24 protein-coding genes are annotated in these 21409 nt (G+C 44.5%); 1 reads left to right on the top strand and 23 read right to left on the bottom strand.

Going from position 1 to position 21409, the window contains the following annotated elements; all coding sequences use genetic code 11:
* Window positions 1-24 precede the first annotated feature (24 nt).
* The 7 genes from resA to BHE18_RS10720 all read right to left on the bottom strand — a co-directional run bounded on the left by resA (window position 25) and on the right by BHE18_RS10720 (window position 6283).
* Window positions 25-555 carry a thiol-disulfide oxidoreductase ResA gene (gene resA / locus BHE18_RS10750; protein ID WP_071618570.1) on the bottom strand — a complete coding sequence of 177 codons (531 nt, stop codon included), beginning with the start codon at window positions 553-555 and terminating at the stop codon, window positions 25-27.
* 225 nt (window positions 556-780) lie between these two features.
* Window positions 781-1512, bottom strand: a complete 732-nt coding sequence (locus BHE18_RS10745; RefSeq protein WP_071618569.1) for a pseudouridine synthase — start codon at window positions 1510-1512, stop codon at window positions 781-783.
* Window positions 1513-2513: 1001 nt separating this feature from the next.
* Window positions 2514-3044, bottom strand: coding sequence for a spore maturation protein (locus BHE18_RS10740; RefSeq protein WP_071618568.1), 531 nt, complete (start codon window positions 3042-3044; stop codon window positions 2514-2516).
* On the bottom strand, window positions 3045-3638 hold the full coding sequence (locus tag BHE18_RS10735) for a nucleoside recognition domain-containing protein (protein ID WP_071618567.1): 594 nt from the start codon (window positions 3636-3638) through the stop codon (window positions 3045-3047). It abuts the gene before it with no gap.
* The gene (locus BHE18_RS10730; RefSeq protein ID WP_071618566.1) at window positions 3631-4797 is read right to left on the bottom strand and encodes a D-alanyl-D-alanine carboxypeptidase family protein; all 1167 of its coding nucleotides are present in this window, start codon (window positions 4795-4797) and stop codon (window positions 3631-3633) included. Before BHE18_RS10730 ends, BHE18_RS10735 begins: the two co-directional genes overlap by 8 nt.
* Before the next feature lie 138 nt (window positions 4798-4935).
* Entirely contained in the window at window positions 4936-5529 is a 594-nt protein-coding gene (gene scpB / locus BHE18_RS10725; RefSeq protein WP_071618565.1) for an SMC-Scp complex subunit ScpB, read from the bottom strand.
* Window positions 5516-6283, bottom strand: a complete 768-nt coding sequence (locus BHE18_RS10720) for a segregation/condensation protein A (RefSeq protein WP_071618564.1) — start codon at window positions 6281-6283, stop codon at window positions 5516-5518. Before BHE18_RS10720 ends, scpB begins: the two co-directional genes overlap by 14 nt.
* 159 nt (window positions 6284-6442) lie before the next feature.
* Here BHE18_RS10720 and BHE18_RS10715 point away from each other — a divergent pair, with 159 nt between their 5' ends.
* Entirely contained in the window at window positions 6443-6964 is a 522-nt protein-coding gene (locus BHE18_RS10715; protein WP_071618563.1) for a DUF309 domain-containing protein, read from the top strand.
* Window positions 6965-6993: 29 nt separating this feature from the next.
* On the opposite strand, the gene BHE18_RS10710 is transcribed toward BHE18_RS10715, so the two are convergent.
* The 16 genes from BHE18_RS10710 to fur all read right to left on the bottom strand — a co-directional run bounded on the left by BHE18_RS10710 (window position 6994) and on the right by fur (window position 21321).
* Window positions 6994-7347, bottom strand: coding sequence for a GNAT family N-acetyltransferase (locus BHE18_RS10710; protein ID WP_071618562.1), 354 nt, complete (start codon window positions 7345-7347; stop codon window positions 6994-6996).
* Window positions 7348-7719: 372 nt separating this feature from the next.
* Window positions 7720-9024 carry a diaminopimelate decarboxylase gene (lysA, locus tag BHE18_RS10705; protein ID WP_071618561.1) on the bottom strand — a complete coding sequence of 435 codons (1305 nt, stop codon included), beginning with the start codon at window positions 9022-9024 and terminating at the stop codon, window positions 7720-7722.
* A gap of 76 nt (window positions 9025-9100) precedes the next feature.
* Window positions 9101-10576 carry a spore germination protein gene (locus BHE18_RS10700; RefSeq protein ID WP_071618560.1) on the bottom strand — a complete coding sequence of 492 codons (1476 nt, stop codon included), beginning with the start codon at window positions 10574-10576 and terminating at the stop codon, window positions 9101-9103.
* The gene (locus tag BHE18_RS10695; protein ID WP_071618559.1) at window positions 10569-11138 is read right to left on the bottom strand and encodes a stage V sporulation protein AE; all 570 of its coding nucleotides are present in this window, start codon (window positions 11136-11138) and stop codon (window positions 10569-10571) included. Before BHE18_RS10695 ends, BHE18_RS10700 begins: the two co-directional genes overlap by 8 nt.
* 54 nt (window positions 11139-11192) lie before the next feature.
* Entirely contained in the window at window positions 11193-11615 is a 423-nt protein-coding gene (locus BHE18_RS10690; protein ID WP_071618558.1) for a stage V sporulation protein AB, read from the bottom strand.
* The gene (locus tag BHE18_RS10685; RefSeq protein ID WP_071618557.1) at window positions 11605-12225 is read right to left on the bottom strand and encodes a stage V sporulation protein AA; all 621 of its coding nucleotides are present in this window, start codon (window positions 12223-12225) and stop codon (window positions 11605-11607) included. Before BHE18_RS10685 ends, BHE18_RS10690 begins: the two co-directional genes overlap by 11 nt.
* Before the next feature lie 165 nt (window positions 12226-12390).
* A complete protein-coding gene (gene sigF / locus BHE18_RS10680; protein WP_032087827.1) occupies window positions 12391-13152 on the bottom strand; it encodes an RNA polymerase sporulation sigma factor SigF in 762 nt (253 codons plus the stop codon).
* A 12-nt stretch (window positions 13153-13164) separates the two neighbouring features.
* Window positions 13165-13608, bottom strand: coding sequence for an anti-sigma F factor (gene spoIIAB / locus BHE18_RS10675; RefSeq protein ID WP_058297668.1), 444 nt, complete (start codon window positions 13606-13608; stop codon window positions 13165-13167).
* Between the two features lie 2 nt (window positions 13609-13610).
* A complete protein-coding gene (gene spoIIAA, locus BHE18_RS10670; protein WP_032087825.1) occupies window positions 13611-13961 on the bottom strand; it encodes an anti-sigma F factor antagonist in 351 nt (116 codons plus the stop codon).
* A gap of 115 nt (window positions 13962-14076) precedes the next feature.
* Entirely contained in the window at window positions 14077-15243 is a 1167-nt protein-coding gene (locus BHE18_RS10665) for a D-alanyl-D-alanine carboxypeptidase family protein (protein ID WP_071618556.1), read from the bottom strand.
* A 545-nt stretch (window positions 15244-15788) separates the two neighbouring features.
* Window positions 15789-17093 carry a pyrimidine-nucleoside phosphorylase gene (locus BHE18_RS10655; protein WP_071618554.1) on the bottom strand — a complete coding sequence of 435 codons (1305 nt, stop codon included), beginning with the start codon at window positions 17091-17093 and terminating at the stop codon, window positions 15789-15791.
* Window positions 17094-17160: 67 nt separating this feature from the next.
* Entirely contained in the window at window positions 17161-17976 is an 816-nt protein-coding gene (locus BHE18_RS10650; protein ID WP_071618553.1) for a purine-nucleoside phosphorylase, read from the bottom strand.
* Window positions 17977-18078: 102 nt separating this feature from the next.
* Entirely contained in the window at window positions 18079-19263 is a 1185-nt protein-coding gene (gene deoB / locus BHE18_RS10645; protein WP_071618552.1) for a phosphopentomutase, read from the bottom strand.
* 224 nt (window positions 19264-19487) lie between these two features.
* Window positions 19488-20381: a site-specific tyrosine recombinase XerD gene (gene xerD, locus BHE18_RS10640; protein WP_071618551.1), complete on the bottom strand. Its 894-nt coding sequence runs from the start codon at window positions 20379-20381 to the stop codon at window positions 19488-19490.
* Window positions 20382-20387: 6 nt separating this feature from the next.
* The gene (locus BHE18_RS10635; RefSeq protein WP_032087819.1) at window positions 20388-20615 is read right to left on the bottom strand and encodes a YqzK family protein; all 228 of its coding nucleotides are present in this window, start codon (window positions 20613-20615) and stop codon (window positions 20388-20390) included.
* Window positions 20616-20865: 250 nt separating this feature from the next.
* Window positions 20866-21321 carry a ferric iron uptake transcriptional regulator gene (gene fur / locus BHE18_RS10630; RefSeq protein ID WP_032087818.1) on the bottom strand — a complete coding sequence of 152 codons (456 nt, stop codon included), beginning with the start codon at window positions 21319-21321 and terminating at the stop codon, window positions 20866-20868.
* Between the last annotated feature and the right edge of the window lie 88 nt (window positions 21322-21409).

Below are 21409 nucleotides of genomic sequence, written 5' to 3'. Positions count from 1 at the left end.
CATTAAGTTCGAACTCTGTTGACACTATGGTTGGATGCTTCCCATATACTTTTTAACGTCTTCTTCAGTCATGGTGCCTGTAAGAACTTTCTCCACTTTCCCTTCGGGGTTGATGAGGAATGTTGTAGGGAGCGGATCCACTCCATAAGCATTAAGCACATCACCATTCTTGTCTATGACTACAGGGAACTCCAGTCCGTGTTTGGAGATGAAGCGGTTGACCAGGAATTCTGATTCGCTTACATTCACTGCAAGTATCTGCACGCCTTTGTCTTTGAATTCTTTATATTGGCTATTCATATACGGCATCTCCTTTTCACATGGTTTGCACCATGTTCCCCAGAAATTCAGGAATACGCCCTGTCCTTTATAATCGGACAGCTTGTGCTTTTCGCCATCCATATCCGTCAGTACAAAATCAGGTGCATGATCCCCTGCCTGGATCTGCCCTCTTTCGTCCTTCGTAAAATTAGCGTACAGCGTATAGGCGACTGCAGCGGCGAGCAGTATGAGGATGGTGGTGCGTATGAGCAGTCTGCGTTTTTTTTTATTCACTTTGTGATCCCTCCACCAATGTAATCGTTCTCACATTTGGATATGATACCTTAACAACAGGAAAGGGCCTGATTACTAGATCAGTCCCTACAAATTGGTCCGTTATCATCATGGCTATGTAGGGAATCCACCTTGAACAACAAGGAAAATTCCCTTCCCATTATAACATTTATCATTCTATTGACATCTGCAATATTTGAATGATATGTGACACTTTCACGTCGCTTACCGTATACTTCCGGTTTCTGCCAGCGCTCTCAGCTGCTTGACTTCATGCGGCGTCAATTCTCTTCCTTCCCCTGCATTTAAACCGTGAAGGGTAAGAAAAGCAAATCTTTCCCTTTTCAGTTTTTGGACGGGGAATCCGATCGCTTCGAACATTCTGCGCACTTGCCGGTTCCTTCCTTCATGGATGGTAATTTCGGCTATCGACTTACCCTGTTTTTTATCGATACTGAGCACTTTTACCTTTGCGGGTGCGGTCATGCCGTCTTCGAGTTTGATCCCTTTCTCCAGCTCCCTGATTTTGAACTTGGAAGGGACGCCTTTCAAACGGGCTACATAGGTCTTTTCTATCTGATTGCTGGGGTGCATGAGCAGATTGGCGAACTCCCCATCATTCGTAAGGAGCAGCAGTCCTGAAGTATCGTAATCAAGACGGCCGACTGGATAAATTCTTTCCTCTATTTCCGGGAAGAAGTCCGTCACAACTTGACGGCCTTTATCATCCGTCACTGCAGAAATGACGCTTCGCGGCTTATACAGCATATAATATACTTTGTTTTCCCTTTCGATCTGGACGCCGCTGACTTCGACTTTATCGGATCCGGACACTTTTGTCCCAAGTTCCTTGACGACTGCGCCATTCACTTTCACTTTGCCTTCTATGATTAATTGTTCAGCTTTGCGTCGTGATGCAACGCCGCTGTGTGCAATCACTTTTTGTAAACGTTCCACGGTATTTCACCTCATCATGTTTTTCAAATACGTTTGTCTTCATGAATTATTACATAATCGGGACAAAATAGAAAGGCTAAATGAGTTTCGGGAAAATTAAAAACTACTTCCAAATGACGAATAACCTAGTGCGGGCTCTAAGCACCGCAATTGATTTCCGCGCAAAACTTCGCTTTCCGCGGGCGGTTGGTGAGCCTCCTCGGCTTCGCCTGCGGGTTAGAAAAGCGGTAGGGCTTTGGTCAGAGGCGGTGGCATAAGGCGAATCGTCCACGAAGGCGTTCTTTGCCTTCTTGGGCGAGTTGACTTATGACATGTGCCTCTAAGCCCTGGAGCTGGACAAGCATAAGGCGAGCAAGCCGGAAAGGCGCTTTTTGCCTTTCCGGCTTGCTTGTCTTATGACCTCGAGCCTCTAGCCGCCGGAGCTGGACAAGTCTCACCTAACACGCTTTTCCTGCAGGAGTCTACGTTTTGCCCTCCAATCAATCGCTGGAACCGGTTTTGAATATGGATAAGTTTACACACTTCCATCCTAAAAAAATAGATTGTAACTTATATTCGTTTGTCTTTATCCTCCTTTTTTGTTTGATGGAACAGAAGGTAAGAACACGGCACGAAGGCAAAAATCACTACTGCGGTTAGCACTCTGATATTCGTGGGTTTTCACATTTTATCTTTCCGTATAAGGCTAGATCCACTAACTCGGAACGTGAGTTAATCTATTTAGATATATCACACAGGAGGCACGTGGATTTACCTTTTCGGTCTTACTCTTTGCCTTCGAGCCCTATTCTCAGGATTCTATTTTAATTTTCATTTGTTCTAACCGCTGGCAGGGACTAATATTCAAATGTCCATTAAACAAATTAAAAACCCGAACCAATTTGCCATTCACAATGCAAATTGGTTCGGGTTTCACATTACATAAAACCATTGTTTTCTTGTAACCTACTCATTATTAACCATTAAGTTAACCCTCTGTTGCAAGATGATCCACTATAGGATCATGCGAACATGATGGTGACGATGAAGATGGCTGCGGCTAAGCCGACGAGGTCTGCCAGAAGCCCCACTTTAAGGGCATCGCCCATTTTTCTGATGCCGACGGCCCCGAAGTATACGGTCAGGACATAGAGCGTCGTGTCAGTGCTTCCCTGCAGTGTGGATGCAAGCCTTCCGATGAAGGAGTCGGGTCCGTAAGCAGCAACGATATCACTCATCATCCCCAGTGCCGCGGTTCCTGAGATCGGCCTGATGATGGCAAGCGGGACAATTTCAGGGGGGATTCCGAGGGCAAGCAGCGCCGGCCGGATCAGCCCAACAAAGAATTCCAGTGCTCCCGATTCCCTGAATACCGTGATGGCAACAAGCATCCCGATTAAAAAAGGAATGATGGAGATGGCGATTTTAACTCCTTCTTTGCCGCCTTCTACAAAAACTTCGTAGGTGGCGACTTTCTTCAGAGTCCCGTAGATTAGTATAAATCCAATCATGACTGGTATGAGCCACAGCGAAATTGTCGATATCCATTGCATCTATTTCACCTCTCGACGAGTACGTCTGTAATGAAAATATCGGTCTATCAATATTGCCCCTATCGTTGATATCATGGTGGCGATCAATGTCGGCCCCACGATTTCGGTAGGTGAAGCCGAGTCATATTTCATCCTTATAGCGATGACTGTCGTCGGGATGATCGTCAAACTGGATGTATTGATTGCCAGGAATGTGATCATCGATCTGCTTGCAGAATCCCTTCCGCCGTTCAGCTTTTTCAGCTGCTCCATGGCCTTTATACCGAGCGGGGTAGCGGCATTGCCGAGACCGAACATATTCGCGATCATATTCGAAAGGATATATCCCATTGCAGGATGATTATCGGGAACTTCAGGGAAAAGGCGTTTTACAAAGGGTCTGAACAGTCTTGCCAATTTATCAAGCAGCCCGGCTTCCTGCGCGATCCTCATGATCCCCAGCCAGAAAACCAGTACGCTGATTAATCCGATACAAAGGGTCACCGCTTCATTGGCAGAATTGAAGATCGCTTCATTGATCTCTTCCATTCTTCCATTGATGATTGCAAACACCAGGCCGATTATGGTCATTCCAACCCAGATCAGATTAACCATTTTGATTTACTCCCAGGAAGGTTTCAATCGAATATGCCCAAAACTTCCACCAGCTCTTCTCTTTCTCCGGTTCCCTTTCCCCCTTGAAGTAAACCGGCAGATTATCCGCTTCTTCATCCCCTAGATAAATGACCGCTTTGCCTACTACTTCCGGGACATTCCTGTTTTCCTTCCACTCTTTTTTTGGTTTCAGCATTTTGTATTCGATCCTGACCGACTCTTCTTCTCCGCTTTGCAATGACAGGATTGAATCACGTTTTACATACACTTTGTCTTTATAAAATTCATCATCGAATTTTGTGATATCCCCTTTTTCCAGGACAATTTTGTAGTCGAATTGGTCAAATCCGTATTCAAACATTCCGATATGATCGTTCCAGTCATCAGGCGCATTAAGCGTAACCGCGATTAAATTTTCACCATCTTTGGAAGCAGTCGAGACAAGGGTCCTTTTTGCCCGTTTTGTATATCCGGTTTTCCCCCCGGTACTGTATTTATAAAGTTCTGTCACAAGCCGATTTTTATTTTTCCATTTCCGGTCCCATTTTTCTTCAGGATTAGGCGCGGTATGAACTTTCGTCCCGGCAATTTTTTTATAAAGATCATTTTCCATTGCATACTTTGTCAACAGAGCCATGTCATAAGCAGTCGAGTAGTGATCTTCGTGATCATCCAGTCCATGCGGATTTGAAAAGTGAGAATCCTTCATCCCGATTTCAGCAGCCTTTTGATTCATTAAATGCACAAACCCTTCAAGACTCCCGCCAACGAACTCAGCAATGGCGACTGCAGAGTCATTGCCTGACCTGAGCATCAATCCGTATACGAGATCTTCAAGTTTTATCTTTTCCCCTGCTTTCAGATAGAGAGAAGAACCTTCTGTCCCTGAAGCGTTTTCCGACACAGACACATCTTCATCCATCCTGCCGGACTCTACCGCTAATACCGCCGTCATGATTTTTGTGATGCTGGCAATCCTGCTCTTACTGTGGGCATCTTTCTCATATAGCACCCTCCCAGTATCACCGTCCATCAAGACTGCCCTTTGGGCACTGACAGATGGGGCAGCCTGGACTTCCTTTGAAACCATGACAAACACTAAAGCAAATACAAGAATATAATATATGTAAAATTTCTTATTCTTCCTGCGCACACTCATCTACCCCTTTAACCTGAAGTGTTTGTACAAGTTTATGCAGGACAAGGTGCATTATGAATGAAACCTGCACTTTCATGAGAATGAGTGCATCAAAAAAACACGGTGTCCTGTAAACACCGTGTTAAATCTCCTTCTATTTCAATCATTGGAATCCATTGTTTCCTGGAACTTTTCGAAAAACAGATCTGCCTCATCCTCTGCAAAATCATCTTCAACGTTTTCCGGCAGCGGAGGAAGTTCATCAAGATTATTCAAACCAAAATAGTCAAGGAATTCCTTTGTTGTTCCAAACAGATACGCCCGCCCTGTCCCTTCTGCTCTTCCGACTTCCTTTACAAGGCCTTTAGAAGTCAAGGTGTGGATCGGCCGTTCAGTCTTGACTCCTCTTATCTGTTCAATTTCGACTCTTGTAATCGGCTGCTTGTAAGCAATGATCGCCAGTGTTTCAAGAGCAGCCTGTGATAAAGAACTGACATTCGGGGATTCCACCAGTCTCTTGAGATAATCTGCATTACATTTCTTGGTTACAAGCTGGAACGTCCCTGCGAGCTCCGTCATGTATATTCCCCGTTCTTGATTTTCCTCATAATCTCTCTTTAAATCCTGAAGTGTTTCATATGCTTCCTCTTCGTTCAGTTCAAGGACTGAACAGACTTGTTTCAAGGAAAGGCCTTCATCACCAGCTGCAAATAGAAGACTCTCCAGGATTCCTTTCCATTTAATATTGTCCAACAAGTCCAGCCTCCTCACATGACTCCACAAATATTTCTTTGAAATTAGTTTCCTGCTCCACTACGATCTGCTTTCTTTTCATCAATTCCAATACAGCCAGGAACGTCACAACCAGATGCTCTTTGTCATTAGACGGAAAAAGTGCAGTAAACGGCGTCCTCTTTTTAATCTTCGTTAAACTGCCCATGATTTCATCCATCCGCTTTTCAATCGAGATTTCCTGTCTTGTAATTCTTGTCTGAACGGGCCTATGGATTTTCTTGCGTCTCAGCAATTTATGAAAAGCACCAAGCATATCATATAATGAAACTTGAATTTCGGTCTCTTTCGATTCAGCTTCCTCTGCATATTCCGTCAGGTCGCTCGGAGGTTTGGTAAAAACCTGCCCTCTTTCTTCTTCCCGGGTTTTAAGTTCGATTGCAGCATCTTTGAACTTCCTGTATTCTATCAATCTTTCCACTAATTCATCCCGTGGGTCTTCCTCTTCGAACTCAATATCTTCGTCTTCGAGGCCGTCCTCATGCTTCGGCAGCAGCATCTTGCTCTTGATGGCAAGGAGTGTTGCAGCCATGACCAGATATTCACTGGCCACATCCAGCTGAAGGTTTTTCATCGTATGTACATATAATAAATACTGCTCTGTGATTTGTGCCATCGGTATATCATATATATCGACTTCTAAAGAATTGATAAGATGCAAAAGAAGATCGAGTGGACCTTCGAACGCATCGATCTTGACATTGTATTCCACTATATCACCAGTTTCTATTCATTCCTGTTAAGCTGCTTCTATAAGTATAGTAGATTAGGCTCTAATCTCCAATAGTAATTTTTTGAATCATCAAGCTCGCATAGCATAGAGTTTTTTTAGAGTATCATTGATGTGATAAACTAGTTGAAAAGGAGGGATGTCATGTCGTATCCTCAAGCATTTCTTCAGTACCTTGTTTATTTCCACGGAAACAGGGATTATTTTGAATGTCATGAGGTTCTGGAAGAGTATTGGAAGGAAGTTGACGCCGGGAATCGTTCTTCTCATTGGGTGGGGCTGATACAGATCGCCGTCGGGCTCTATCATTACAGGAGGAACAATGTCCAGGGTGCCGGAAGGATGCTTTCAAAGGCTTTGAGAAATTTGAGCGCTAAAAAGGAAGAGCTCGAAAAGCTTGGATTGGAGTCCACCGCGTTAATGCAAATCCTTGAAAAAACGCTGCATAATATAAACGGAAGCGTGCCATATAATAGCATCGACCTTCCAATAAAAGATCCGGATCTTTTAAAAGAAGCCGAAGTGCTTTGCAGGAAGGAAGGATTTACATGGTGCATGCCGAGTGATTTGTCAAACAAGGAACTGATCCACCGGCATTCCAGGAGGGACCGCACTCCTGTCATCACTGAAAGGCTGAATGCACTCAAGAAAAAGAGACTAACTTAGAATCAGGCAAGTTAGTCTCTTTGCTATTTTTAAACGATATTCTCCTCGTCACATCTTTCGAAAAAAGAGGCCGTTTCCGAACTTGGTTTTACGGTCAACTCCGAATACATTTCCTTCAAATGTTTTACCATTGCTTTCCCTATCCCTTCATGACGGTGTGAAGGGTTAACTGATATATGCTGGACTTCCATCGTGCTGTCTGTTTTATACACTCCGATCAACCCGACAATATCTTCTTCTTTCCATAAGAAAAGCTGCCAATTGTCTTCCGTTTCATATTGCTTCATCGTCTGTTGAAGCTTCTTCAAATCTTTTTCATTTGGCATGAAAGATAAAAGACCCATCGCAATCTTTTCAAATGCCTTTTTATACCGAATTAACATAATTACCCCTCGTTACGTTTTGTCGCTTAAATGGATTTTATATCCATTATAGACAAAAACAATAATTTTTAAATCAATGAAGATTGATTTCCGTTCAAGAATAGAATCACGTCAATAAGATGAATGTATATATCTTACTAAAATTAATTTGGTAATTCAACCTACTTTTAGCTCGTTTCAGTTCAATACGAACCAGTAGAGCAGCCCGCCCGATAGACCGAGGAGCAATAAGATCAGGAACAGCAGTCCGTTATTAAGCTTCATGGCATTCTTCACCTTCACTATAAATAAGCTTATTTATATAATTAAACCATATTTTAAGAATAAAAGCAGTTTGAAAGTCAGCGATAACTTTCAAACTGCTTTTTACTTTTAAGTCAGGTATTCATCCAGTGCCGCCAGATCCTGATAGGTTTCGCGGCGGATGACCAGTTTTGCTTTTCCATTTTCGACAAATACGACCGGGGGACGCGGAAGGCGGTTATAGTTATTCGCCATCGAATAGCCGTAGGCCCCTGTGCAGAAGACGGCCAACAGATCCCCTGCTTCAGCAATCGGGAGAGGAAGATCCCAGATGAGCATATCTCCGGATTCACAGCATTTACCTGCAATGGAAACTGTATCCTCGGGTGCCGCATCCGCCTTATTCGCTATGAGTGCCTCGTATTTGGCCCTGTATAGAGCAGGACGTATATTATCGCTCATCCCCCCGTCGACGGCCAGGTATTTCCGGATACCCGGCACCTCTTTGCTTGATCCGATTGTATATAAGCTTGTGCCCGCATCCCCCACCAGCGAGCGCCCGGGTTCTATCCAGATTTCGGGCATCTCCATCCCTCTCCTGGAGACTTCTTCTTTTACTGCAAGGATCATTTCTTTCACATATTGAGACGGCGGGATCGGGTCATCCTCCTGTGTATACCGGATGCCGAAGCCCCCTCCAAGATTGATGACATCAGGGGTGAAGCCATAAGCAGTTTGCCATTCGGCAGCTTTTTCGATCATTTTCCTTGCAGCAAGAATGAATCCGGTCGTCTCGAAGATCTGTGAACCGATATGGCAATGCAGGCCAATCAGTTCTATGTATTCTGATTCAAGTGAGAGTTTCACGGCTTTTTCTGCCTGTCCGTTCTGCAGGTCGAAGCCGAATTTCGAATCTTCCTGACCAGTCAGGATATAATCATGTGTATGTGCTTCGATGCCGGGAGTCACTCTTAATAACACTTTCATTTTCCGCTTCTTTTCAGCTGTGATCTCTGAAAGGAGCCTGAGTTCATGAAAATTATCCACTACAATACAGCCGACCTTATTTTCAATGGCGGTTATCAACTCGCTGCGGGATTTATTGTTCCCATTAAAATGGATACGCTCTGAAGGGAACTGTGCTTTTAACGCCGTATACAGCTCTCCACCCGATACCACATCAAGGGACAACCCTTCTTCTTTCATCAGCTGGAAGATTGCCATGCATGAAAAAGCCTTACTCGCGTATGCCACTTCCGCTTTTACGCCAAGTTCCTTGAAAGTCTCTTTAAATCCTTTCGCTCTTTCCCTGATCAGGGCTGTATCATAGATATACAGGGGGGTTCCGTACTGTTTCGCCAGATCGACCGTACTTACCCCCCCTATCATTAACTCACCGTTTTGATTTACTTCTGCTGATCCATGAAGATGCATGAAACGACCATTCCCCTCTTTGATCCTTATCTGATTAAAAGTAATTTAACACAGATCAAGAGGTGTTGCAATATTCTTACGATTTGGCAGGCTGCTTATATTTATTGCGCGGCTGGACGATGCTCGGGCGGATTTTCGCACCCGGAACCGACCTCCTGATAAGGATCTGCATGAACGCTTTCGGATGGAAAGGAAGCAGCGGCCACAAATAAGGAGTGTTGAGCGATTTAATATTTGCCACATATAAAATATAAAGAGTGCAGCCGACGACGAGACCCGGGATATGGAAGAATGCCACCGCCACCAGGAGGAACAACCTCGCCATTTTATTGGCGACACTGAGTTCATAACTTGGTGTCGCAAAAGTTCCGATTGACGCCACGGCTACATAAAGGATGACTTCAGGCTGAAACAATCCGACATCGATGGCAATTTGTCCGATGAGCACCGCAGCGATCAAACCCATTGCGGTAGACAACGGTGTAGGAGTGTGAATGGCCGCTATCCTGAACATTTCCACCCCAAGGTCCGCAATGAATAATTGAGCGATGATCGGGATGTTCGTCTGTTCATTAGGGCCGACATATTCTAGGCCATCCGGCAGCAGGGTAGGGTCAAGCACAAATAGATACCAAAGAGGCAGAAGGAATAATGAAGCCAGCAGCCCTAAGAACCGAGTCCACCTGACAAGTGTCCCGACAGCAGGGGATTGCCTGTATTCCTCCGCATGCTGCAGATGGTGAAAGTACGTCGTCGGAGTAATGATGACACTCGGGGAAGTGTCCACAAATATCAGGACATGTCCTTCCAATAAGTGAGTGGCCGCCACGTCCGCCCTTTCGGTATAGCGTACAAGCGGGTAAGGGTTATATCCCTGTTTCACAAGGAATTCTTCTATTGTTTTATCGGCCATCGTCAGACCATCGATCTTGATGTTTTTCAATTCCGTTTTGATTACTTCGATCAAACTGGGATTGGCCACGTCATCAATATAAGCAATCGATATATCCGTCTTCGACCTTTCCCCGATCCTGAAGATTTCAAATCTCAATCTAGGATCTCTTATTCTTCTCCTTGTCAACGCGGTGTTTATGATGATATTTTCTACATATCCATCACGGGAACCGCGTACTACCTTTTCGGTATCAGGTTCCATCGGCTGTCGTCCAGGATAACTCCTCACATCCACAATCAACGCCTCAGAATATCCTTCCACCACTACCGCGATCAGGCCGGATAAGACTTCATCGACTGCTTCCTCGATCGTTTTTACCGGTTCTACCGACTGATGGACAAGCCGGTTGTGAACGATATCGAATAAGTGGGTCGACAGGCGTTCATGATCATTTATTCCGACCAGCTGTTCTACTAGTTCAATGATATATCCCGCATCCGTCAATCCATTGATATAGTAAAAATGAACATCCTTCTTCAGGACCTTTAACTTCCTTACGCCAAGGTCGAAGCTTTTATTCAACCCTACATTCTTTTGCATATATTCTTCTAAAACTGCCACGTCCTTTGGAATTGGCGTTTTCCTTATTTCACCCATGATAACCGCTCCTTTCAAAGATGATTTCCACTGCTTTTTTAGTTATGGGAGCTCCTTGTGAGTAATCGTCTCTTTTCGCCATTTTTCCTATATCTCCGATTCCGACAATGACGGGTACATTTAATTCATCCAGGCAATAAACCGTATCGCCGTTCATCTTGCCCATTTCAAGTTCAGGGACCCCGAATTTATCGACTCCATATGGGGTCAGTTCACCAAATTTATCAATGCACACGTCCACCCTGGTCCATTCAGCCTGGCGTGTTTTGCTCGCAACTGCTATTATTCCCAGCACTTCAATATCAGAGTGATTGGCCACGTACTTCAACGCTGTCTCACCGGCTCCTTCACCGATGAAGCCGCTGTCATCGAACATGACAAAGACAGGGTCATTCTTCGCTTTTTTTATGAGCTTTACAATTTCAGGGCCTGGCAGGACGGTAGGATTCCCCTTCGAGCTGGAAATACAGCGGCCGCCATAATCCTTTGCCACCCTTTCAATTGCTCTTTTTGCATATTCATCCCCATCTGTTATAAGGATCACTTTTCTTTTTTCACGCATAAAAAAAACCCCTGTCTGCACTCTCGTTTATTAAAGCTGCCTCTGATCAATCGATCACTGATAAACCAAATACAGCCAATGGAAAAGGGAACCGAATATCTTTCCAAAGACAATTGCCATGATCAATACAACAATCTGCCCTTCTATCCCGATCCTCTTGGCAAGGATGGGAAATACGTTCAGAACTTCTGTCAAGGCAGCTGCCAGAAGACCGATAAATACCCCGCTTGCAAGTCCGATCGGGATCAGTATCAAGGGATTCAGATGCATCGTGTAATTATTAAGGCTGATGAATCCCCCTGCCAGGGCCCCTGTTATAACTGCAATCTCGTAATAGTGGATCATCTTCATCGTTTTTGTCAGTTGCGTCAGTCTCGGAATAATCCCCAGCACCGTCAGGAAGGCCACAAAGCCGGAACCCGCTGCCAAACCGCCGGCAAAACCGATAAACAATGTCAGGATTACACTAATCGTCATCTAATCTTTTCATACTTTCTTTGTTCTCATGCATAATCACGTATTGATCAAGGTCCTGCTGGTAATTGAACATTTCTATTTCCAGAGGGCTCGGTTCCTCGTTAAGCCTCTTGCGGAAGACGTGATTGAAAAAAAGAATCATCCCGAGACCCAGTCCAAATGAGTATGGGATCTGGAACATGAGCGGATGCGGGTCCACCTCACCGGTAATGAAATGGTACAGGGTCTGATGAACCTCTCTCATACTGACATCTTCATGAAAGTTCATGATGGCCATTGCTGCACCTATGAATAATAGAAGCCACACGCCTATGAATAGCGGGAGGGAGACCTTCTTTTTTTCATAGATGACTTCAACGATGCTTTGTGCCGGCCCTACTGTCTGGAGTTCCAATCCGGGATGGTGCACAGAGACCTTGCCGATCACTGTCATGACATCAATGACGATGATATTTTGATCTGAAGGATCCACCTGGTGAATATTGATGCCTTTCAAGTCTTCCAGCAGCTCTTCAGGGGCAATGATCTGCGCCAATTGACCGAGATTGACTAAACTGTCTGATTTCACTTGAACACGATGCCTCAACCGAATGTACACAATTCCTTCCATGCTGTTCACTTCCTGAAAACATGATTTTCCCCTCGTACCAATAGTATGGTTAAACGGAAATAATTTATGTAAGGCGGAAAACGCTGATCAGCATGCATAAAACACTAAAACAGCCTGATCCTTTTTATCCAAATTGATCGGGATAAAAAGGATCAGGCTGTTATTTCATTCCGTATACATATGTTCTTTCATGGTCTGCAGGATTTTCTTTTCAAGCCTGGAGACCTGCACCTGCGATATACCAAGCCGCTCGGCAACCTCAGACTGGGTCTGGTCTTTGTAGTATCTCAAATATACGATCAACCTCTCCCTGTCATCCAATTCCCTGATGGCTTCCTTAAGTGCGATCTTATCAAACCATTTATGATCTGCATTGTCCGCAATCTGGTCCAAAAGGGTAATGGGGTCGCCGTCATTTTCGTAAACTGTTTCATGAATCGATGAAGGTGCCCGGCTTGCTTCCTGGGCCATGATCACTTCCTCGACCGAGTATTCCAGATGCTCTGCGAGTTCACTCACGGTCGGCACCCTGCCGAACTTCTTGGAGAGTTCATCCTTTGCCTTACGGATCTTATTTCCCATCTCCTTCAAGGAACGGCTTACTTTTACGGTACCGTCATCCCTTATGAAACGCTGGATCTCGCCGATGATCATCGGAACGGCATAGGTCGAAAATTTCACATCATAGCTTAAGTCAAACTTATCCACTGATTTCAGCAGCCCGATACAGCCGATTTGGAACAGATCATCCGGTTCATATCCCCGGTTCAGGAAACGCTGCACCACTGACCATACGAGTCTCATGTTTTTCTGCACAATGGTATCCCTTGCAGTCTGATCACCCGCCTGGCTCTGCTTGATGAGTTCCTTCACTTCATGATCCTTCAAAAAAGGCTGGGATTTTTCATTTTTCACTTCGACATCCATAGGCACGACTCCTTAATTGCATAGCGCTTTACTATTGGTCAAGTGCTTTTTCAATCTTACAGTGGTGCCTGTACCCGGTTGTGATGACACTTCTACCTCGTCCATGAAATTCTCCATAATGGTAAAGCCCATACCCGATCGTTCAAGTTCAGGTTTGGACGTATATAAAGGCTGCCTTGCCTCTTCCACGTCTCCAATGCCGACTCCTTCATCCCGGATCGTCATATCGATAAATCCATCCTCTTCCATAATGACCGAGATATACACAGTGCCGCTTGGATTGTTTTCATATCCGTGGATGATGGCATTCGTGACTGCTTCAGAGACCACTGTCTTGATTTCAGTCAATTCATCCATAGTTGGATCCAGCTGCGCGATAAATGATGCGACAGTTACCCGGGCAAAAGATTCATTTTGACTCAGGGAACTGAATTGGATATTCATTTCATTTCTCATATTCAGGCGACCCCCAATCTTTGTAATGCATTTTCTTCAGAAGGTTCAAGACGGATGATCTTAAACAATCCGGACATTTCAAATAATCGGTTGACTGCAGGGGAAATTGCGCAAACCACCATTTCTCCATGCTTTTGTTTGATCTGTTTGTATCGCCCTAATATGACACCCAGCCCCGAGCTGTCCATAAAGCCAAGTTCTTCCAAATTCAAAATGATATGCTTGATATTTTCACTCTCGATAATCCTTGAAGATTGTTCCCTTAATTCCTCTGCCGTATGATGATCCAACTCTCCACTAAGACGGATACATAACACATCTTTTTTCACTTCCAGGTTAATAGCAAGACTCACTATCAGAAAGCCTCCTTCTCTGTCGTATAGTGAGTCATTTCGCTATTACACCTCTGATATCCTTCCCGGGTGACAAAACTAGAAGAAATTCGCCAGAAAATGCGCTTTTTTATTATTAGCTGCCGACTTTCGTAAACATCCCGAAGGAACGCTTGAATAACTGCCACCAGCTTGCTTCATTTACATCCTGTTTGGCCACGAGCTCACTTTCAAGAACTTTCTTCCCTTTATTCTTGATGACCAGTGTCCCCACTTTATCTCCTTTTTTAACAGGTGCTTTTAAGTTTTTGGACAATGTTACCTTTTGTTCAACTTTATCAAGCTTTTCGCCCTTTTTGGCAAGGATGGAGATCGGTTCGTCAGTCACCGCCTGCACCTTGCTCTCCTGTCCCTTGGATACTTTCACCTGGGAAAGCGGATCGCCTTTCTTGAACATCGGTTTGGTCTGGTATTGATTGAAAGCATAGTCAAGCATCTTGGTCACTTCACTATTTCTTTCTTTCGGTGTGGAGGCACCGAATACGACTGCAATGACCCTCATATTTCCTTTTTTCGCCGTCGCCGTCAAGCAGTATTTCGCTTCGTTCGTAAAGCCGGTTTTCAACCCATCCACTCCATCATAAAAACGGACCAGTTTATTTGTATTGACGAGCCAGAACTTATTTTCTGTGTTTTCTCTCAGGTAGGACTCGTAAGTGCCTGTAAACTTTGTGATTTCATTGTATTTGAGCAACTCTTTAGCCATCATGCTCATATCATGTGCAGAACTGTAATGATCTTTTGCAGGAAGGCCGGTAGGATTTTGGAATTGGGTATCCTTCAACCCGATCTCTTTTGCCTTTTTATTCATCTTCTCCACGAATGCCTCTTCGCTTCCCGCAATATGCTCGGCCATCGCTACAGATGCATCATTCGCTGACCCTATTGCAATACCGGTCAGCATCTCTTTGACACTCATTGATTCCCCGGGCTCGAGGAAAATCTGCGATCCGCCCATAGAAGCGGCGTATTCGCTTGTGCGGACTTTGTCATCCCATTTGATCTGGCCCTTTTCAAGTGCTTCCATGATCAAAAGCATAGTCATGATCTTCGTCATAGAAGCAGGTGCCAACCTTTCATGACTATTCTTGTCATATAGAACAGCCCCTGTGTCCCGTTCAATCAAAACAGCAGACTTCGCAGCCTGTGCGAGTTCCGATTTATTTTCCTGTGCAAAACCAAGTGAAGGGAATAGTGACGCTATTAGAATGAATGCTGCCATTATACAACTAACACGTTTCATTTTACTGTCCTCCAATCTAAATCTCTCAATTTATTCAATACTTATAGAACCATTTTTTCCATAGGAACCATTTTTATACAAATAAAATGAAATTATAAGGGCAGGGCGTAAACTCTTTTGCGATTTATTAAAAACAGGCTCCGTTATGTTTCTTTGAATAGAGTGTTTTTAGTCAAATGATTTGTTTATTTGTTCATTTTAAAGGGATTGGGGTTGAATCCCGCCCGTCAGGCATGATCAACGCATCCTGGATGCGGGATTTATCGTTGATTGGAGGTCCTGAGTGCTATTTTAGGCGGCGTTTCATAAGGTGGACTGGAGGAATCTTTCGATTTGGCAGGGTAATCTTCGAAGTCAGGCCGTTAATCTTTTAATTTTGACCATTAATCTTTTAATTCTGCAGATAATTCTGTCACTTGTAAAAATACGGAAATATCCCGAACTCAATCTGTCTTTAGCCCGCCATCACTCTAATTCTCCTGAACAACCAAAAAAAGCCTCTGCAAAAGGAATGATCCCTTCACAAAGGCTTACAATTTTCATGATTAATCTGTGATCTCCGTGTGAATTAATGTTGGAGCGTCCATTTTTTCAGAAGAGACCTTGATGCTTTCATATAGTTTGTTTTTCACATCTTCAATATCTTCCTGGTTACTGTAAATGGTAACGAGTGATTCCCCGGCTTTTACTTCATCGCCGATTTTCTTGCGCAGCTCAAGCCCCACTGCCAGGTCGATCACTGAATCCTTGGTCGCCCTTCCGGCTCCGAGCCACATCGCTGCCGTACCCACGGAATCTGCAATAATTTCCGATACATAGCCGTCTTCCTTCGCTTGAAGTTCAACCTTGTATTGAGCTTGAGGGAGCCTTGATGGATCATCGACAACAGAAGCATCCCCTCCTTGTGATTCAAGGAAAACCTTAAAGCTTTCAAGGGCTGAACCGTCCTCGATTGCTTTTTTCAAAAGTTCCCTTGCTTCTTTTAAGGATGAAGCTTTTTCGGCAAGGAAAACCATGTGACTTCCGAGCGTCAAACATAATTCGGTCAAGTCATCCGGACCTTCACCTTTGAGGGTGTCAATCGCTTCTTTTACTTCCAATGCATTCCCGATTGCAAATCCAAGAGGCTGGCTCATATCAGAGATGACCGCCATTGTTTTTCTTCCGACGTTATTTCCGATGTTCACCATTGCTTTTGCAAGGTTTTCGGAATCTTGAAGTGTTTTCATGAAAGCTCCTGCACCTGTTTTGACATCAAGCACGATCGCGTCTGCACCTGCCGCGATCTTCTTGCTCATGATGGAGCTTGCAATCAGCGGGATGGAGTTGACCGTTGCTGTCACATCACGCAATGAGTAAAGCTTTTTATCAGCAGGGGTAAGATTTCCGCTTTGCCCGATGACGGCTAATTTATTCTTGTTGACCAGACGGATGAATTCATCGTTTTCAATTTCCACATGAAAGCCGTCTACAGCTTCAAGTTTGTCAATCGTTCCGCCCGTATGACCAAGTCCCCGGCCGCTCATTTTGGCGACAGGCACACCTACTGATGCCACCAATGGCCCAAGCACAAGAGTGGTCGTATCACCGACCCCGCCTGTTGAATGCTTGTCTACTTTAATCCCTTCAATAGCCGACAAATCAATCTGATCCCCAGACTCGACCATCGCCATTGTTAAATCGGCACGTTCTCTTTCACTCATATCCTTGAAAAAGATCGCCATCGTCAGGGCACTCACCTGATAGTCAGGAATGGTCCCGTCTGTATACCCATTTATAATAAATTTGATTTCTTCCGTTGTCAGTTCTTTACCTTCGCGCTTCTTTTCAATAAGATCTACCATTCTCATTTTTCGTTCACCAACTTCTATTGATTTTAGTTTTCCCCTCCATATTTATATAAGGAGAATCGATACGTTAGATGGACTTAACTATTTCCTTCACATATGACAGGAAGTTAGCGCGCACCATTTCGGTTGTTTCGATTACTTCATCATGCGAAAGCGGCTGGTCCAGTATTCCTGCAGCCATATTTGAAATGCAGGAGATCCCCAGGACCCTGATCCCGGCATGGCGGGCAACGATCACTTCAGGTACCGTTGACATCCCCACAGCGTCTCCGCCCAACGTACGTACAAGCTTGACTTCAGCAGGCGTCTCATACACAGGACCGGTATTCCCTACATAAACACCTTCTTGAATCTTCAAGGAAAGTCCGTCCGCGATTTCACGGGCCTTTTGGCGAAGTTCTTTATCATACGCCTGAGACATATCCGGGAACCTGTCGCCAAGGCGTGAATCGTTCGGTCCGATCAGAGGGTTCCCTCCCATATTATTGATATGATCTGAAATCAACATTAAATCTCCGGCTTCGAAATTTTCGTTGACCCCGCCTGCAGCGTTGGTCACGATAAGGATTTCCACACCAAGTTCTTTCATGACGCGGACAGGGAATGTCACTTTGTCAAATCCATACCCTTCGTAGAAATGAAAACGCCCCTGCATTGCAACGACTTCCTGGCCGGACAGTTGTCCGAACACCAATTGTCCTGCATGACCGGTCACTGTGGAAACCGGAAAATCCGGTATCTCTTTATAAGGGATTTTCACGGCATTCTGGATTTCATCCGCGAGGACCCCGAGTCCAGAACCCAGGATAAGTCCAATCCTCGGTGATCCTGTATATTGATTTTTTAAATGGTTGGCAGCATTTTGTATCGTTTCAAAATTCATCTTTACCGACTCCTTCTTTCTCGGCTGAACAGAAAAGGAGATGAGATGGCGGAATCCTGTCCACCATTCATCTCTATCACTGTTCAGCCTAGTTTGATTCTTTTATTTCAATTGGGTTAAAAAGCTTTTACCGAATTTAGGCATATTCACATTGAAGTTATCTGCCACAGTTGCCCCGATGTCTGCAAATGTTTCCCTCATCGGGAGTTCATCACCTTTGGTGAAGCGTTTCGAATAGGCAAGAAGAGGAACATATTCTCTCGTATGATCCGTTCCCGGTGCCGTCGGATCATTTCCATGATCGGCAGTGATGAGAAGAAGATCATCTTCCGTCATTTTCTCAAATACCTCCGGAAGGCGTGCATCGAATTCTTCCAGTGCCTTTCCATAACCTTCCGGATCCCGGCGGTGACCATATAATGCATCGAAATCGACCAGATTCAGGAAGCTGAGACCGGTAAATGATTCATCGAAGGTTTTGATGAAAACATCCATCCCGTCCATATTGTGTTTCGTACGGACTGCCTTCGTTACGCCTTCACCATTATAAATGTCTGAGATCTTACCGAGCGCTAGACAATCGAACCCGGAATCCTTCAGCTCATTCATGACAGTACGGTTAAATGGCTTTAACGCATAGTCATGGCGGTTGGATGTCCGCTTAAAGCTTCCCGGCTCTCCGACAAACGGCCGGGCGATGACACGACCGACCAGGAATTCTTCGTCCATTGTAATTTCACGCGCAATTTCACAAATTTTATACTGTTCTTCGATAGGGATAATGTCTTCATGCGCGGCAATTTGCAGAACAGGATCTGCAGAGGTGTAAACGATCAGCGCGCCAGTTTCCATATGTTCTTTCCCCAGCTCTTCGATGATCGCAGTACCGCTGGCAGGTTTGTTTCCTATCACGGTCCTGCCTGTCTCCGCCTCAAGTTTTTGAATCAGCTTTTCAGGAAAGCCGTCTGGATATGTCTTGAACGGCGTATCGATATGAAGGCCCATGATTTCCCAGTGACCTGTCATTGTGTCCTTCCCGACGGACGCCTCCTGCATTTTCGTATAGTAAGCAAGCGGAGAATCTGCTTTCTCCACTCCTTTGACTTCTTTTATATTCGAAAGGCCCAGTTTCGCCATATTCGGCATATTCAGCCCATCCATATGTTCAGCGATATGACCCAGCGTGTCCGTTCCTTGATCATTGAAAAGTTCGGCATCAGGTGCTTCGCCGATCCCGACTGAATCCATCACAACCAAGTGAACCCTTTTATATGTATAGCTGCTCATTTTTAATCCTCCTATTTATAGCTGCTTGTTTGCGCATCTCTATATAACACAACAAAAAAGCGGTTACATTTTGCATCCTTGTGCGTATCATTCCCTTAACGCTGACGCATCAATCGTGTGTAGACCATGTCAGAAGTCTGACATCTATATTCTACTTTTAGGTTATAAAAAAAACAAGAGAGAACCCCTTAAAGTTTGATAAATCTTTAAGAAGTCTCTCTTTATTAGGCCCTGGGATGAAATTTCGAATAAACATCTTTTAAGCGGGTTTTGGTCACATGTGTATATATCTGCGTCGTTGAAATGTCAGCATGCCCGAGCATTTCCTGCACGGCCCTCAAATCAGCGCCGTTTTCCAATAAATGAGTGGCAAACGAGTGCCTGAGCGTGTGAGGTGTCAAATCTTTTTCAATGTTCGCTTTTTTGGCAAGCGCCTTCAGATTTTTCCAGAACCCCTGCCTTGTCAACCCTTTTCCATGATGATTGAGAAAAAGATGTTCATCTTTATGCTTTTTAGACCTTAATTTCAGCCTCGCATTTTCGAGATATTTCTCAAGGACCGTCATGGCCGTCTTTCCGATCGGGATGATCCTCTCCTTATTCCCCTTCCCGATGCAGCGGACAAATCCCATTGTGAGGTGGACATCTTCCATTTTAAGAGAAATGAGCTCACTTACGCGGATGCCGGTTGCATAGAGAAGTTCAAGCATCGCTTTGTCGCGCATTCCAAGCGGTGTCGATTCTTCAGGGGCTTCAAGCAGTGCTTCCACTTCTTCTATACTCAATATCCTTGGGAGATTCCTCTCGGTCTTCGGGGTTTCAATGTGTACTGTAGGATCTTGATCGGCGCTTTTTTCCCTCAGCAGGAACTGGTGGAAGGATCGGATCGAAGCCACATGCCTCGCTACGGTTTTGGAGGATTTCCCCTGATCCTTCAGATGCCCCAGGAACTGGACGATATTGACCCTCGTTACCTCATTGAAAGTTGAAATCTCTTCTACATTGGCCAGGTACAATGAATAGTTCTTCAGGTCGCGCTGATACGATTCAATTGTATTCTTCGCGAGCCCTTTCTCAACGATCAAAAAGTGCATATAGTCTTTAATTTGATCTTCCAAATTGCATTACTCCCCGTTCATGTAAAAAAATAATAAACGATCGTACCAGTGGCTTTCTTCATCCGCGACGGAAGAGAACACTTTCACCGCGGCTCCCTCCGGCTCATCGTATTTGTGGTACCCTTCGTACTCTTCACTTATCCACATGATTCCATAATAGAACAGGATTGTGGATCCGGTAAATAAAATAAATACTTTAATGGTCTGCCAGACCACTCCAAGACCCTTTTTCATAAGTCTGTCCTCCATTTGATATGATTTCTGCAGTCCATCCGTCTCTATAATACAAGCTATGACGATTTTGGGCTGTTTTATACCAAAGGGGACATAATTTATCTTCTTTTATATCGTTCATACGCTGACCGGTTCCGGCCTTCCGGCTATGACAGAAGCAAATTCCGGAAGATTAAAAAAAGCCCTTAAGATATGTATAGAATCGTTTCAGATGAAACAATAACCGGCTTCTTCAGGGCTTTTCCATTTACTATTCAGACTCTTCCTCTTTATCCTGGCATCTTGAGCAGATTCCGTGAAAGGTCAATCGGTGATCTTTAATTTTGAATTTCCAATCTCTCTCAACAATCTTTTCGACATCTTCAAGCAGATCTTCCTGTATTTCATCCACAGCACCGCATTCGATGCAAACTAAATGATGGTGGAAATGGGCGGCTCCTTCTTGACGAAGGTCGTACCGTGAAACTCCATCACCAAAATTGATCTTATCCACGATTTTCAGTTCAGACAGCAGCTCGAGTGTGCGATACACCGTTGCAAGTCCAATTTCCGGAGATTTTTCCTTAACGAGGAGGTATACATCTTCGGCACTCAGGTGATCTTCTTCATGCTCCAACAGCACGCGTACAGTAGCTTCACGCTGTGGTGTCAATTTATAGCTGGCGGAATGAAGCAGCTTTTTGATTCGTTCAATGCGACTTTCCATAGTCCTTCCCTCCCTCGTCAACGTCTATATTATTATATCAAAAAGGGAGGAATAAGCAAAATAAAATTATTATAATCAAGAAACCAAA

It is taken from the genome of Rossellomorea aquimaris (assembly GCF_001877785.1).
Classification (GTDB): domain Bacteria; phylum Bacillota; class Bacilli; order Bacillales; family Bacillaceae_B; genus Rossellomorea; species Rossellomorea aquimaris_A.
Note: the sequence above shows the minus strand (reverse complement) of the source record. Positions and strands in the feature narration are given on the sequence as shown.